General features: G+C 41.8%; 13 protein-coding genes and 1 pseudogene. 3 read left to right on the forward strand and 11 right to left on the reverse strand.

Annotated elements, in window-relative coordinates; all coding sequences use genetic code 11:
• Positions 1-1,448, forward strand: a 1,448-nt coding sequence (locus tag DU53_RS05380; protein WP_201030001.1) for a 3'-5' exonuclease, incomplete at its 5' end; no start/stop codon positions are given.
• 2 nt (positions 1,449-1,450) lie between these two features.
• Positions 1,451-2,209, forward strand: a complete 759-nt coding sequence (locus tag DU53_RS05385) for a PH domain-containing protein (RefSeq protein ID WP_015868397.1) — start codon at positions 1,451-1,453, stop codon at positions 2,207-2,209.
• An 83-nt stretch (positions 2,210-2,292) separates the two neighbouring features.
• Here the strand turns inward: DU53_RS05385 and DU53_RS05390 are convergent, their stop codons facing one another.
• Positions 2,293-3,006 carry a CPBP family intramembrane glutamic endopeptidase gene (locus DU53_RS05390; protein ID WP_082853835.1) on the reverse strand — a complete coding sequence of 238 codons (714 nt, stop codon included), beginning with the start codon at positions 3,004-3,006 and terminating at the stop codon, positions 2,293-2,295.
• A 1-nt stretch (position 3,007) separates the two neighbouring features.
• Positions 3,008-3,499: a helix-turn-helix transcriptional regulator gene (locus DU53_RS05395; RefSeq protein ID WP_063727891.1), complete on the reverse strand. Its 492-nt coding sequence runs from the start codon at positions 3,497-3,499 to the stop codon at positions 3,008-3,010.
• A 156-nt stretch (positions 3,500-3,655) separates the two neighbouring features.
• On the opposite strand from DU53_RS05395, the pseudogene DU53_RS05400 reads away from it, so the two are divergent.
• Positions 3,656-4,808, forward strand: a pseudogene (locus DU53_RS05400) (aldo/keto reductase).
• Positions 4,809-4,908: 100 nt separating this feature from the next.
• On the opposite strand, the gene DU53_RS05405 reads toward DU53_RS05400, so the two are convergent.
• The 9 genes from DU53_RS05405 to DU53_RS05445 all read right to left on the reverse strand — a co-directional run bounded on the left by DU53_RS05405 (position 4,909) and on the right by DU53_RS05445 (position 14,792).
• Positions 4,909-6,066 carry a glycosyltransferase gene (locus tag DU53_RS05405; RefSeq protein ID WP_015868400.1) on the reverse strand — a complete coding sequence of 386 codons (1,158 nt, stop codon included), beginning with the start codon at positions 6,064-6,066 and terminating at the stop codon, positions 4,909-4,911.
• A gap of 30 nt (positions 6,067-6,096) precedes the next feature.
• The gene (locus tag DU53_RS05410; protein ID WP_015868401.1) at positions 6,097-7,458 is read right to left on the reverse strand and encodes a GH1 family beta-glucosidase; all 1,362 of its coding nucleotides are present in this window, start codon (positions 7,456-7,458) and stop codon (positions 6,097-6,099) included.
• Complete coding sequence (locus tag DU53_RS05415) at positions 7,451-8,614, reverse strand: glycosyltransferase family 4 protein (RefSeq protein ID WP_015868402.1); 1,164 nt, start codon at positions 8,612-8,614, stop codon at positions 7,451-7,453. Before DU53_RS05415 ends, DU53_RS05410 begins: the two co-directional genes overlap by 8 nt.
• 9 nt (positions 8,615-8,623) lie before the next feature.
• Positions 8,624-9,451: a carbohydrate ABC transporter permease gene (locus tag DU53_RS05420; RefSeq protein ID WP_015868403.1), complete on the reverse strand. Its 828-nt coding sequence runs from the start codon at positions 9,449-9,451 to the stop codon at positions 8,624-8,626.
• Between the two features lie 9 nt (positions 9,452-9,460).
• Positions 9,461-10,333 (reverse strand): carbohydrate ABC transporter permease, encoded by an 873-nt coding sequence (locus DU53_RS05425; protein ID WP_015868404.1) that lies wholly within the window; start codon positions 10,331-10,333, stop codon positions 9,461-9,463.
• A gap of 75 nt (positions 10,334-10,408) precedes the next feature.
• Positions 10,409-11,695 (reverse strand): sugar ABC transporter substrate-binding protein, encoded by a 1,287-nt coding sequence (locus tag DU53_RS05430; RefSeq protein WP_015868405.1) that lies wholly within the window; start codon positions 11,693-11,695, stop codon positions 10,409-10,411.
• A 25-nt stretch (positions 11,696-11,720) separates the two neighbouring features.
• Complete coding sequence (gene pgmB, locus DU53_RS05435; RefSeq protein WP_015868406.1) at positions 11,721-12,386, reverse strand: beta-phosphoglucomutase; 666 nt, start codon at positions 12,384-12,386, stop codon at positions 11,721-11,723.
• Between the two features lie 22 nt (positions 12,387-12,408).
• Complete coding sequence (locus DU53_RS05440) at positions 12,409-13,416, reverse strand: LacI family DNA-binding transcriptional regulator (RefSeq protein WP_041288670.1); 1,008 nt, start codon at positions 13,414-13,416, stop codon at positions 12,409-12,411.
• A 146-nt stretch (positions 13,417-13,562) separates the two neighbouring features.
• Positions 13,563-14,792: an MFS transporter gene (locus DU53_RS05445; RefSeq protein ID WP_015868408.1), complete on the reverse strand. Its 1,230-nt coding sequence runs from the start codon at positions 14,790-14,792 to the stop codon at positions 13,563-13,565.
• Between the last annotated feature and the right edge of the window lie 641 nt (positions 14,793-15,433).

Below are 15,433 nucleotides of genomic sequence, written 5' to 3' on the forward strand. Positions count from 1 at the left end.
ACATATCAGACGCTATTCTAAAAACCACAGATGAACGTTTCAAACCGTTACGAGAATTGTTCATCAAATATTCTGAATTAAAGCATGTTCTTTCACCGAGTAGTGTTTTACAGAAATTTGTAGATGAGACGGAATATCTTCCAAAACTTGCCAGCATGAAAAGAGGGGAAAGGGCGATAAACAATGTTAAAAAGATGCTTGAAATAGCAAAAGAACTCGATCGTCTTGGAACAAGCCTCAGGGAACTCTCGTCAAATATAAAGGCGTTTATAGACTCGAGTGAAGAGACGGAAGCAACCCTTGAAACGGAAGAATCTGACAGCGTTAAACTCCTGACAGTCCATAAATCAAAAGGTCTGGAGTTTCCTGTTGTGATTGTTGCAGATACATTCTGGAAAGGGAAAAGTGATGGTTCCCCTTACATATTAACCGGTGAAGACGGGTATATTGTTTCCAGAGAGCAACCAAAGAAAGAAAGTGATACCATTGAATCGCAGTTGCATCTGGAAGAGAAGGAAAAGAATCTGGAAGAGGAAAAAAGAACCCTTTATGTTGCCTTTTCCAGAGCCAGGGAAATGCTTGTGGTAAGCTTGAATGGGAAGAAAGCCACTTCAGATCGTCCGTGGTCTCAAATGCTTCAGGGAACGTTGATTACTGGTGAAAACCAATTATGCGAAGATATGGAGGACCTTGTGGAAATTGTTGAACCTGGAGAAGCGGTAAGAGAAGAACCTGAGAGTATTGAAGAAAAAGAATCGTTTATAATTCAATGGCCTGATATCGAATTCATAAAATCCGTAGATGACAGGTCTTATATAAAATATATTTCACCATCATTGCTTGCGGAGGATTTCACTATAGAAATCTCAGAAAGCGAGCCGGGAGATATTCTTATAAGAAAGCCAAGAGAGCTTGGGACCCTTACGCATAGCGTCCTTGAAGCTGTTGGTATCCGTGGAAGAACCGGAAGAGTGACGACCTTAGAATCACTTCTTTCCGGTGGAATACCTGCATCTGTGGACAGGATAAGATTTTTGGAAGAAGATTATGAGATTGTCAGAAAAATCCTTTATAAACTTATCGACCATCCTTTGATAAAAGAGATAGAAACCAGCGATGAGGCTATGAGTGAGGTTCAGTTCCAGAAGAAATTCGATCGTTACGTACTTTTGGGGATTGTGGATAAATTGTATCGTGTCAACGGAAACTGGAGGATTCTGGATTTCAAGTTTGCAGAATTCAGCCAGAAGAGTTTCCCAAAGTACGAATTCCAGATGAAATTTTATCTTTACATGCTGAAAGAACTTCTTGCACCGGAATGTGCGAAGCTTCTGTTTTTGAAAGACGGTGAGGTTAGAGAGGTTAGGTTGAATAATGTAGAGGAGTTTGAAAAGGAACTATTAGAAAAAATAGAAAACCTTGGTGGAACAAATGAGAGAGGGGAATGAGTATGGAGGAAATTACTTTAAAGCCCACAAGAAGGGCCTTTTTCGTTCGATATACAATTTATCTGTACTATGTCATCATAGGAGTACTTATGCTGGTTTTTGGAAATCTCCACAACCCCGAAGGTAGCAGGCTGGGAATGTTGTTGAATTTCGGATGGCTCACAACATATCTGGGATTGTTTGGATTGTGGCTACTCCTCACCATAATTCCAGGAATCATTCTGGCATTTAAGAGAAGGACCTTCCTTTGGTTTTTCTGGCCAGCAATACTGAATCTGGTTGGTTGGATAATTTCATTACTTCTGGGCGAAAAGTACCCGGATCACCGTCTGTGGATCGATAATGCTCCTATTCTGCTGTTTCTTATTATCGGAATAGTTGCGCTTGCAATAATTGATTTTTACCGGATGACGTTCAAATACACTATCACCGAAAATTCCATCGAGATAAAGTATGGACTTTTCAATGCGAACAAGCATATGGTTTTGTTGAATCATGTGACCAACGTTCTCCTGAAGAGGTCTTTTCTGGAAAGGTTAATTGGAGTGGGGCATATCATTCCTGTGTCATCATCCGGGATAGGTTCAGGAGATAAAGGGGTTCTTGGAGGCGTAACGGCGGATGTTGGTTCGAAGGTAAGTGTTGGTGGATTCATGGGTGGTATTTCGACCGAGAAAGAATTCGTGGCGAATCCCAAGAACTGTATCTACGGCGTCTCCAAACCCGAAAAAATATTTGAGGAACTGAGATCGAAACTCTGAGTTTCTTCATAGGGTTATTAAAAAGCATTTGCTGAAATTCCCATCCCATTTAGGGGATGGGAACATATAGGAGAATGTACTATCTAACTGTTCATACCACTTGAAGTTAAGTCATTGGTGAATATTTTTTTCTTTCGGTAGATGAGAAAGCTCATATTGAGTCCATCTATGAGATTGTGGATTATTATCGGATACAGCAAACTTTCCGAAATCTGGAAAGTGTATCCTAGCACCAGTGCGACAACGAGTCTTCCCGGTAGCATTGCTATGAATTGCCGTAACGTTTCGCCCCCGAGAAAAATATTGCCGATGTGTATAACTACAAAGATGATACTTGAAATAATTGTAGCGTAGCTAATAGTCAAAAAATCTCCGGAGATGACCTTCTGAAGGTTAACTTGCAGGAACCCTCTGTAAAGCAGTTCTTCAACAATCCCTACGAAAATCCATACGTATAAAAGCTGGGAGACCATTGTTCGGGGTCGTCCGTATCTGAGTTTTCTTATTTCACTTTCAGAAATGAAAAAGATGCTTATAGCTGAAATAACAGCGATCGGTAATCCCAGTACGAGTACCATCAAGAATCCTTTCTCAGGGTTCCCAAGCGTCAAACCGGCTTCTTTCAGGCTGAGTCCGGTGATGTATATAAACAAAGAGGTGATAGCTATGCTGAAAGGCGTTAAAAACAACAATTTCTGAAAATCCTGAAGTCTGGTTTTCCTGGTTATAAGCTTTCCGAGTAGTCTTATCAAAACATGGTATAAAACCAGAAGTAGAAAAACCATTACTAATCTCATCTTATTCCCCCAGTTCTTTCAAGAATTCGAATAGGGCTCTTCGTTCCGTTTCGAGCAGGGAACGTCCGAGCTCAAAACAAAAATTCTGTCCCTTTGACATTGTGATTTTGTCGGTGATTTTGTTGAGTTCGCCCAGTTTGCTTTCAACCTCTCCAAGTCTTTTGTATATTTGAGAAAGCAATCCCGGGAGTTCAGTATCCGTGGCAAAGAACATCTTTAACATGAATTCATCTTTCCAGATCTGCTTTTTATATGGTTGTTTTATCCAGCTATCCAGTGTGTTCCTGCCTTGTTCTGTTATACTGTAGATCTTTTTTCCTTTGGATTCCTTAATTTTTACCCAATTCTTCTTTTCCAGCCTTGCCAGAGCCGGATAAAGCCCTCCAAAACTTGCCGTCCAGAAATTGCTTGTGGATACATCGATATTCTTCTTCAGCTGATAACCGGTCATGGGCATTATTCTCAAAAATCCTAGAATCACATAATCAAGCAACGTAACCACCTCTCTGTATATCGAATCGATATATAGATTATATATATTTATGGTTTCTTTGTCAACCTTACGAGTGCATTGGTTGAAAAATTCAGTGAAAAGATGATATTCTGAACACGAAATACTTAGATGTTTTTTGGTTAAGAGGTGGTTGCAGTGGAATACACAACAGCAGGGGATCTTACAGTTTCGCGTATAGGAGTAGGGTGCTATGCGCTGAGTGGAGTATATGGAAGAAAAGATCCGGACACTTTCAGGGTGATGTTGAAGAGAGCGCTCGAACTTGGGGTAAACTTCTTTGATACTGCAGATACATATGGTGATGAAGCTGAAGAGCTTCTGGGTGAAGTCCTTCAACCGGTCAGAAAGAATGTCATAATTTCTACTAAGATAGGAATAAAGAAAGGGTTGAAGGCAAATCTATCGTACGAAAGAGTTAAAGAAGCGTGAGGAGAGCTTAAAACGCCTTAAAACAGATTATATAGATATCTACCAGATTCATTTTGACGATCCTTCCACTCCGGTGGAAGAAACGCTCCGGGCTCTGGAAGATCTGGTAAAAGAAGGTAAGATCAGGCATTACGGTATCGGTCACCTACCGAAAGAAAGGGTTCTCACATATCTCGATAAAGGCAATGTCTTCACGATAATGGCGGAACTGAGTGCAGTAGCTCGGGACGCTTTGACAGAAATACTGCCACTTTGCACTGAGGAAAGACCTTACATAATAGCTTTCAGTGTAACCGGACGTGGAATCTTGACCGGTAAAATCACTGAGAATACTACATTTTCAAAAGGTGATATAAGGAACTTCGATCCTCTTTTCCAGAGAGAACGCTTTAAGTCAGCTTTGAGAATACAGAAGCAGCTTGAGAAAATGGGGGAAAAGTATGGAAAAAGCTCGGTTCAGATGGGAATAAACTGGGTTCTTTCTCACAAAGAAGTGATGACCGCCCTGATCGGCCCGTCGAAAATTGAACATCTTGAGGAAAATCTCGGAAGCTGTGGCTGGAGAATCGATGAGGAAGATCTAAATGTTTTACAGAAATTATTTGAGGACGAAGAAAAACTTCTCAAAAAAGCAAACGTACAACTGGTGAAAGAGATAATTTCAACCCCCGTAACCGATTCCGGGCGCGCCTTTAGTGATCTTATATATGCAATTGAGACAGCGATCACCATGTCATTAGCCGATGAAAATGAGTTGGTGGCTGTTTTCAAAGAAATATATAAAATGAAAGATGACCTTTCGTCCGAAAAGCTTGAAAAATATAGAAAGGTATTGTCAGAACTTATAACCCTTGACTAATTTTTCTTATTTATTGGTTATAGTTGCGATACTATGTTGAACAAACCCTCACATGCTTTAATACATGAGGGAAGAATAGTAATATTTTTTGAGTCAAAAGTTATTCGTTCTCATATTTTATGAAGTGCCATAACTGGAGTCTTTCAAGATATTGGGTGATGGTTGATTTTTCGCCGGCGCTGTGGGTATATGGAACGGCAGCGTTTTTCATACATTCAGCAAATGCCTCCTTATCACCCTCAGCGAGGTATCTTAAAGCCATCATCCTGCTGTGTTCAAGAATTCTGTCGTCAAGATCCTCTTTCATGAACACTCCCGGATAGGGTTCAAGTTCCTGGAAAGCGACCTTTTGTACGCGTGTTTCCTTAAGATGATCTTTGTATTTTTCTCTTAGGTACAAAAATCTTAGTATATCCTTGCGTGCCTTTTTCCAATCAGGTGTTTTTTTATCGGGAGGCAGGTGCTTGATCCTCAGTTTTTTGTCGAAGTAGAAACGGTATCCAAGCATTCTCGCGTTCAAGACGTAATCCATATCTTCGCCACGGTGTATCTCCGGATCGAAACACACGTTGAGCATAAGCTCACGCGTCATGACCATGTTACCTCCAAGCGCAACCATGGTAGGAGAAAAACGATAATCGGATGTCATCAGGCGGTTGAAGGTTTCATTGAATGTTTTATCTTTAGGCCACCACTTGAGTTCCCAGAATCTTGAGAAACTGGGCCTATTTTGTACGTAATATCCTGCTTTTCCGTAGATGACACCATTGTCTGGGCCTCTTTCAAGTAACCCTTCCAGGGCTATGTCAAAGTAATCTTCATCTATCAGGATCTCATCATCGTCAAGGAATATTCCGGCTTCGGCGCCTGTATCGATAGCTGCCAGAAGACAGATGTTTCGGATCTGGGCGTATCCGACCGGTTCTATCAATTGGTCTATTTCATCTGAAAGACTATTGCTTTGCTTAAGTTTTTCAAGCCAGCTGTACGAGCATAGTTTAATATCCATTCTTTCTTCAAACGGTTTGATATAATCGCGGAGATACTCTTCCACTTCTTTTCTCAGGCATTTTTTATTTGCCACGCCTACAACCCTGACGGGAATGCTCCCGCATCTTATTTCTTCAAACTCGCTAAGATTGTCAAGAAGCCTTGCGAGGGTTCCAGCAGTTCCTAAAGGTGTTGGGTGATCGAAGATAATTTCTTCGCTGCCATCTATAGGCCCCCAGTAGGTCGGTATAACGACACAGGCTTTCAAAAACTGCACCTCCCAGACTCACTAATTTGTTTATAATGAAATTTTTCCGGCGATAAAATCACGGTAAAAATAATAACTGGCCTTGGGGATTCTTTTGAGTCCATTGTTTCTATCCACATACACCAATCCAAATTTCAGCGTATAACCACTTGTCCATTCGAAATTATCGAGCAACGACCACACAAAATAACCCTTGATGGGTATTCCAGAGTCAACGGCTTTTTTGAGCTGAACAATGTGTTCTTTCAGAAAAATAATTCTCTCTGTATCCTCGAGCTTTCCTGAAGCAACAGGAGAGTCGAGGTCCATACCATTCTCCGTTATGTAAATTTGTTTGCTGTCGAAGTTTTTGTGAATTTTCTTGAGTACGAGAAAGAGTCCACATGGATAGATCTCAGCTCCCCGTCTGGTTGCAGGAAATTTGGGAGATGCCTGAGCAAAGCCGAGAAGAGAATTATTTGATTGGATTGCAAGTGCTCTGGTATAGTAATTAATTCCCCAGAAATCCTGCTCTGCAACGATGTTGTCCATATCATCCGGTTCCATCTCTGGTGCCCAACCACGTTTTTTGAGTTCCAGCATGAGTTCTTCAGGGTATTTTCCGCTTACGGGTGGTAGATAAAACCAGTCGTTATAGAATTGATCAAGCAACAGTGCTGCTCTTTTATGTTCAGGAGTATCTTCTATTGGTTCCACGTATATCGATGAATTAGAGATGCCAATTTTTCCATCTGGTATCTCCTGCTTCATTATTTTTGTTGCACCAGCATGAGCTAAGAGCAGGTGATGAGCAACCTGAAAGGAGTCTTTTGGAGACTTTCCCTTTCCTGGGGCTGCCTTCCCATCGATGTAACTCCGATGAGAGATTCTTAGAGGTTGATTCAACGTTATCCAGTACTTTACGCGGTCTCCAAACTTTTTGAAGAGAAAATGAGCGTATTCTAAGAAATAGGATATTGTCTCTCTTGATTCCCATCCACGGTGCTCTTGTTGAAGTTTCAACGGAAGATCGTAATGATAAAGGGTGAGGAAGGGAGTTATGCCGGCTTCAAGCAGATTGTCAATAAGTCGATCGTAAAAATCCAGGCCGAAAGGATTTGGTTTTCCATAGCCGTCTGGAAATATTCTTGGCCAGGAAACGGAAAACCGATAAGCGTTAGCTCCTAAATCTTGCATCAAAAAAATATCCTCTGTGTACCTGTGATAATGGTCACAGGCAATCATACCACTTTCGCCGTCAACTATGTTGTCCTTATATTTAGTATATTCAGTCCAGATAGAGGGTCCCTTTCCGTCCTCGAGATCTGCTCCTTCTATCTGGTAAGAAGAGGAAGCAACTCCCCATAAAAAACCTTCCGGAAAATCTTCTGCGGAAACCCTGTTTTCAGGCAAGATTGCTCAACGTCCTTTCATAGATTTCTTCTATCTGGTTTGTGATGGCTTCCCAGGAGAAGCTTTTCTCAACGGTTTTTCTACCTTCTAGTGCGAGTATTTCAGCTTTTTTATAATCAGACAATATGTCATTTATAGCGTTCGCGAGTTCTTCAGGGTTGTTGGGGTTAACAAGTATCCCGTTTTCTCCGTTTCTTATAACAGAAGGAATGCCGCCAATATTAGAAGCGACTACCGGGGTCTTTGCAGCCATTGCTTCGAGTATTACAAGTCCGAGGGCTTCTGGCCAGACCGAGGGTACACAAACCACGTCACTGTGGATGTAGAAATCGATGATCTTCTTTCCCAGATACGGCAGAAAGCGAATGTTTTCACTGTCAGAAGCCATTTTTTTTAAGGTGTTTTCATAGTTTCCGTTTCCACTTATAACCACCACAACATCTTTTCCAAGATGTTTTTTAGCAGCCTGGATAAGAACTTGAACACCTTTTTCCTTTACAAGTCTTCCAACGAATAACACGATTTTCTTTCCTTTGAGGTTGTATTTCTCGTCGAAATCTTTTTTACGCATTGAAGGAAGCGAGAACTTCTCAATATCAACACCACCTGGGATGATATAACTTTTCCAGGAACTTCCAAACATCTCCTTAAAACCGTCAAGAGGAGAAGTGCTGACGGAGATCACATCATTAACACATTGAAGTCCTGCTTGCACGAGAGAGCGCATTCTTGGATCTCTCTGGCAAAGATAGATCCCTGTTCCGTGTAACGTGACTACGACAGGGATCTTGAATACTGAGGCAACAAGGCTTGCGGGAAAAATCCATGGACCTGCGTGTTGTACATGTATCAGATCAGGTCGTTCTTCAGCTATAAGGTTCAAAAGTTCATTGATGTACAGGTGTATGATTTTGGAAACTTTCTCATTACTGAGTTCTGCAAAACTTACAGAACGTACAGTAGGATGATTTGTGAACACCGGCACCGGGGATATTTCTATGTTTCGTGTATAGAAAGGTTTTTTGGTAACCATTGGTCCCGGATATAATACGGTTACCTTATGGCCCCGAACAGACAGTTCGCAAGCGAGGTTTTCAGTATATGTGCCGCTTCCAGAGCCTTCAAGGGGCACTGAGTGTAATAGCAACACCTTCATCTTTTCCACCTAACCCTTTAATCCCGTAGAGGTTATTCCTTCGATGAACTGTTTTTGCATCAAGAGGTACACTATGAGTATCGGTATAACCGAAACAACTGCTCCTGCTAGAAGATAATTCCATTGAGCTGAGTATTCACCCTGGAAACTTGCCAGAGCGAGAGGAAGGGTGAACTTTTCCCTTGTATTCAAGTATACGAGAGGTCTCAAGAGGTCATTCCAATTTATCAGGAACGAAATTATGAACAATGCTGAGAGTGGTGTCCTTGCGAGAGGGAGGAATACGTTCCAGTAAACCCTGAAGGGGCTTGCACCGTCGATTACGGCGGCTTCCTCCAGTTCCATTGGTACATTTTCGTAGAAACTTCTCATTAAAAATATACCTGTAGAACCAACAAGGAAAGATGGAACAATCAGCGGCAGATAGGTATCTATCCAACCAAAAGACTTCATTAAAAGAAATTCAGGTATAATAACGACCTCAACGGGAACCATCATTGTCGCTAGAATAAGACCGAAGAATAATTCCTTTCCTTTGAATTTCATTCTCGCAAAGGCAAACCCTGCAATTGAACAGGTAAACAACTGTCCTAAAGCTGCCGTTGTTGCGACAAATAAACTGTTTAAGGTGAATTTCAAGAAATTGAACCTTGAGAATATGGTCTTGTAATTGTCGAATGTTGGTTGGCTGGGGAAGAACTCTGGTGGGTATTTATAAACAGCGCTCAAAGGTTGTAACGATGTAATAACCATCCAGTAAAATGGAAAAATCATCACAATAGCGATAGTTATCAACAATATATAAAGAAATATCTTTCTTAATACGTTCCCTACCATGTGACCACCTCAATACTGATATTTGACCCAGCGGGATCTGTATTTGAAGTTGATGTAAGTTATCGTTCCAACTATTACGAGTAGCACTGTGGCTACACTTGATGCGTAACCCATTTGGAATAACTCAAAGGCGTTTTGGAAAACGTAATAAGACAGCGTTGTAGACGAAAAGCCTGGTCCACCTTTAGTCATTGTATAGACGATTTCAAAACTCTTGAAAGAATCAATTGTCGACATTATCAAAACAAAAAACATCGTTGGGGTAATCAGTGGAAGAGTGATATATCTGAAAACCTTGAATTTACTCGCGCCATCGATTCTTGAGGCTTCTATAAGAGTTCTGGGTATATCCTGAAGTCCCGCAAGGTAGATGATCATATAGTAACCAACCCTCTTCCAGGCGTAGACGAAGGCGACAACAAAGAGAGTGTATCTGCCATCGGACAACCAGGAGGGAGGGTCATCAACACCTAATGACCTTAAAACAAAATTTAGAAATCCTATGTCAGTACTGAATATCCACTGCCATACAATGGCTATTGCGACGGTAGAGGTTATTACAGGTGCAAAGTACATCACCCTGAACACAGTCGTTCCCTTCAAACCCTGATTCAACAGAACAGCCAATAGCAGCGAGAACACGAGTATGCTCGGGACAAATATAGCGCTGAAAAGCAGAGTATTCCCAAATATTCTCCAGAAGCTGGGAGATGTGAACAGATCGATGAAATTCTCCAAGCCGATCCATTCCGGTGATCCGAAAGGACTCCAATCAGTAAAAGACATACCTATGGCCATAGTGATGGGACCCAGCCTGAAAACAAAAAGGCCGATGAGGGCCAGTAGGATGAACAGGTAAGGTACGTACCACTTGTATTTCATCTTCTCCCTCCCAACACGTTAAAAATAAGGCAAACCCCCTCAGGGGCTTGCCAAAACAGGGGTAAAAGCACGAATTTACTTGTAAGCCTTTTTAAGCATCCTGTTGATCTGTTTGTCGGCTCTGGTAAAGAAGTAATCGAGAGTGATGTTTCCGTTCAATAGAGAGTCTATAAGATCGCTGAGCCCGGTTCCTTCGGCACTTCCATAGCCTCTCCAGAACTTCCAATATTTCGTGTAGAAATGCTTGGCATTTTCACCGTAATCGAGTATCAGTGTTTTGTGTTCAGGGAGTTTGCCAAAAGTAGTCCATTCATCCCATTCAGGAGAATATGCTTCACCCTTGTAGAACGGGACTTTACCGGGATAGTAATCTTTAGCTGCACGTTCTTTTATGAGGAACTTAATGAATTCCCAGGCTTCTTCAGGATGCTTGGAGTTGGCAGCAATAGCGAGACCATCAGCCCAGGCATGCATTACATTTTCTTTCCAGTGTGGACCTCTGGGAATATAGGCAATATCCCAATTGAAATTAGCGGGGATGTCTTCTCTCATAAATTTGATATTCCATGTTCCCTCTGTGATCATAGCTGCCTTACCCTGCGCAAACAATATTTTGATCTTTTTCTTGTCGAGGTCATAATACTTAGGCTTTGGAGATACCTTGTAAACATTAACGAGATCGGCCAGGAACTTAATGGTGTCTTTTGCATTCTGGTTGGGTGCCCATCTCATATTTTCTCTGTCAAGGTAATCACCGTCATTCTGAAGTATCCAGCCATCAAATACTGCATAACGGCTGAAGAAAGCGTAACCCCATATATCGATCTTTCCATCACCATCTTCATCGATGGTTAAAGCTTTGGCTCTTTCGAGGAAATCTTCCCATGTCCAATCTTCGGTTGGATAAGGAACACCGTACTTATCGAAGAGATCCTTGTTGTAGTAAAGAACACTACCGACCCATGCGAAAGGAACACCGTAATATTTTCCACGTATATTGAAGCTTGATTCGAGTACGCTCCAGAAATAATCTTCCTTGTTGAAGTCTCTCAAAATGAGACCGGTAAGGTCCATTAGAGCCCCCTGATCGGCGAGATCTTCAACGGAGTTTGGATGCATGGCCATGACATCAGGCAGGGATTTAGCTGCAGCCATAGCAGCAAGCTTTGTCCAGTAACTCGATGGGGGAAGAGCGGTCAACTCGATCTTAATTCCAGGATGGGTGGCTTCAAATCTTTCAATCATTTCCTGTTCTTTGTCACGGAAGTTTGGATCCCAGAACCAATACTGCAAAGTAACTTCACCGAGAACCGCAACGGCAAGAACAACCAGCACTAAAGCCAACAACAAGCCTTTCCTCACAACACTCACTCCTCTCATGTATGAACTAAAAAGCCCCTTTGGAGGGAACCTTTTCCAACACACCAAGATTTATCTCTTTGAGATTTCTTATAACGAAGTCCGCTTTACTGAGGACAGATGGATTTCCAATTCCTATGCACTTCATACCAGCTCTGTGAGCGGCCTCAATACCTGCTACTGCGTCCTCAAAAACTATGCACTCTTGTGGTGATACTTCCAGCATCTCTGCAGCTTTTAAGAAAACTTCAGGATCGGGTTTTCCATTTTTAATCATATTTCCGTCAACTATGACATCAAATAGTTTTTCTATACCAGTTTTTTCAATTATCACAGATGCATTCTTGCTTACTGTTGCAAGTGCTGTTTTCAGTTTTGCTTCTCTTAAGGTTTTCAAAAACGTGATCACGCCGGGAAGCACTTCAGATTCATCTATTTTCGAGATAAACTCTAAATAATAATTGTTTTTACGTTTGGCAAGTTTCTGCTTATCTTTTTCATTTGCTTTGATACTACCAAACTTCAAAACTATATTCAAAGCTTCAAGACGTCCAATTCCTTTGAGCTGTTCACCAAGCTCAGGAGATAGTTCAAAGCCCAGCTCTCCAGCAAGCTTTTTCCATGCTAGAAAGTGATACCTAGCAGTATCAACAATTACTCCATCCATATCAAAAATACAGACAGAAAAGCTCACTGGCAAACACCATCCGTGACATTCAAGCGCTTTCCCGAACGATGAGTTCTGTGGATAGAAGTATATTTTTCTGTTTTGCCTTTTTTCCTGATAGAATTCTTAAGAGCATATTTGATGCGAGTTCTCCCATAAGGTGCATATTCTGCGCAACAGTAGTTAAAGAAGGTACAAAATCTCTCGAAAGGCGTATATTGTCGAACCCAACTACTTTTACCTCACTCGGGACTTTTACCCGGTTTTCGTAGAGCGCTCTTAGCGCACCAATAGCTATTAAATCTGAAAAGCAGAACAGCCCATCAAAGTCTTCGCCTTCTTTGAGAAGTTTTTCTACCGCTTTTTTTCCACCATTTATACTCACTGGAGTCTCGACTATCTTGCAATAGCTTATTTTGTATTTTTTGAGGGTATCTATATAAGCCTTTTTCCTGTGGAGGTATGAAGGTTTTTCCCCCATGCCGGTTACATAGACTATTCTCGAACAGCCAGTTTTTATTAGATGTTCAACGGCTTTATTTGCTCCACCGTAATTGTCTGAAGATACCGTGACGAAATCGTACTCTTTCATGAGATTCTCTCCAACGAGGATGGAAGGTATGGAATTTATCTTTAGCGTTTCCAGTAGTTCACGTTCGTAAATGCCCTCGAAAACGATGAGACCATCAAGAAGTCCGGAGTTCATATAGTCCACAAAGAGGGATTTACCTTGAGAGTCAAGCAGATTGAAAATAACACTACGGTAGTTCTGAGTCTTGAGCCATTCGACAGCTGCTCTTATACATTCTCCATAAAACGGTGAGATGATGAAGTCTTCATTTGATTTTACGAGAAAACCAATTGTTCTGGATTTCCCCCCTGCAAGCACTCTTGCCACAAATCTCGGGCGGTAATTAAGTTTTTTCATGGTTTCCATGATCAGGTTTAATGTTTCGGGGTTAACCTTTTCAGGGTGGTTTATTGCCCGGGATACAGTCATCTTTGAAACTCCCGCGGCTTTGGCAACCATTTCGATTGTTGGTTGAACCGTTTTCACCATCCACCCTCCTCATGTTACCGGTAACATTATCTCATAATACAATAGATTTTCCAAAGTTATTTAGCAAGGATTAACTCATGTCACAAATGAAGTATGGTGGTTAAAAGGGTTTAGGTTTACTGACGGATAACATTCTCACGAAGTCAACTTCGATTTGTTTTCGTATCGGACTTTATCATGAAAACAAAGATAAAAGCAATTGCAAATGAGACTGCCGCGGTGATAAACATCGAGCCAAACCCTAAGAAATCAACGAAAAACCCGAATATTAGAGGTCCGAGTATCGCCGCTAACGATGAGAAGAAATAATATATGCCGGTGTATGTTCCCACTTTTTCTTCTGTTGTTGTTTCCACCACCATAGGATAAGAGTTTATGTTTATGCATGCCCAGAAGAACCCGCCTATCGCAAAAAGGAGCATCATAACTACGTTATATGGCATCCCGAATACGCTGGTTGTTGTTCTAACGATTGCTAGAAGTCCAAAAACAATGAAGAGCCCTGCCACACCAACTAAAATTGTTCTTTTCTTTCCGAACTTTGTAGCTATAAAGCCACTCGGGATGGCAAAGACGAGGAAAGCTGCTGCAAAACTGCTGAGGATTATAGAACCGGTACTTTCTTTTATTTTGAGGAAATGAACACTATAATTACTAAAAGTTGCTTCCACTCCCTGATAGCCAACAAACCAGAAGAATATGGCTAAAAGTATATATAGAGCTGTCTTGTCTTTACTGACAAAAATCTCTTTTATTGAAGATATCAGGCCAATTTTTTGCTCTTCATTTGTGGTAACGGTGATGTTCTTTGGTTCCTTTATAAAGATGTACAGCATAGCCAGAGCAAGGAACATCAAAATGGCAGTAGCAATGAACGGAAGATTTTTGTTTATATCGTACAGTACAGCCCCGACGGAAAGGACCAGAACGGAAGCCAATCCACCCATGAAGTTTATTATTCCATTGGCTTTGCTACGCAAGGGCCTTGGTGTTATATCCGGCATAAGGGCAACTGTTGGTGCTCTATAAATTGCCATAGCGAGGTTAAAGGATATTAGGATAATCATCAGGGAAGTAAAACTACTGTATTGAGGCAAAAGAGCAAAAAGGATGGCTGAGATGGGAATACCTATGAGCAAGTACGGCATTCTTCTTCCAAATCGGGTATTTGTCCTATCGCTAAGACTTCCAAAAACAGGAATCAGGGTAATAGCCAGAATATTGTCCAGAGTCATGATGGAGTTTATCCAGAACTGACTCTTGATGTAGGTTTTCAAGAAAAGCGGGATGTAGTAGTTATAAAGTGGCCAGGTAAGACTGATAGCAAAAAAACCAAGCCCAAGAATGAATGTTTTCTTGTAATCCAGTTTCAATTGACACTCCCCCCTGCAATATATGATGATTAGAAAAAACACATTGATTATATCATTTGAGGGAGAACCGAAATCCGGTGTTCGAGAATCGAGAACCGAGAGAATGCTATGCTGCTGACGTGCAGAACTTCGTTCCGGAGACTCACAACGTTGACGCTTGCGAGGCTGAGGCTGCGGACGCTGTCAGTTAATAAAGCGACACGAACCGCAAGCGGTTGACACGAACTCCTGTGGAGTTGTTCCGAACCACTACGTGGTTGTCTCGGTGTGCCCGGCATGACATACAACTATAGGGTGAAAGTCCCGAATGCGGGGAGCGAGATAAGCATTAGCTGAGGGCAAGGGTGTCACTGGTAACGGTGAATCTGAAGGAAGCCTAAGGCAAAATCTGGAACTGAACGAAAGTGAACCAGTGTTGGCCGGTAGAGAGGGTAACCTTGCCGAGAATGGGTAAGCCCGAGCTCCAACTCTACAGGTTTGGATGGCAGGATTCGGATGAAAGCTGTATGTCTTACCCGGGGAAGTCCTCACTCGTCCCAAAATGGGTAAGCCGGAACAAGGGGAGACCCAAGGACTGGTGAAGCGGAGGAGGATGGCAGACGAACCCGTAGTAGTGTTGAACCTCTCTGAAAGGAGAAGGR

Source organism: Kosmotoga sp. DU53 (assembly GCF_001639905.1).
Taxonomy (GTDB): domain Bacteria; phylum Thermotogota; class Thermotogae; order Petrotogales; family Kosmotogaceae; genus Kosmotoga; species Kosmotoga olearia.

Excerpts from the sequence above, each read along its gene's own strand:
- DU53_RS05385 (WP_015868397.1), top strand. The coding sequence starts at position 1,451 with ATGGAGGAAATTACTTTAAAGCCCACAAGAAGGGCCTTTTTCGTTCGA.
- DU53_RS05390 (WP_082853835.1), bottom strand. The coding sequence starts at position 3,006 with ATGAGATTAGTAATGGTTTTTCTACTTCTGGTTTTATACCATGTTTTG.
- DU53_RS05415 (WP_015868402.1), bottom strand. The coding sequence starts at position 8,614 with ATGAAGGTGTTGCTATTACACTCAGTGCCCCTTGAAGGCTCTGGAAGC.
- DU53_RS05420 (WP_015868403.1), bottom strand. The coding sequence starts at position 9,451 with ATGGTAGGGAACGTATTAAGAAAGATATTTCTTTATATATTGTTGATA.
- DU53_RS05425 (WP_015868404.1), bottom strand. The coding sequence starts at position 10,333 with ATGAAATACAAGTGGTACGTACCTTACCTGTTCATCCTACTGGCCCTC.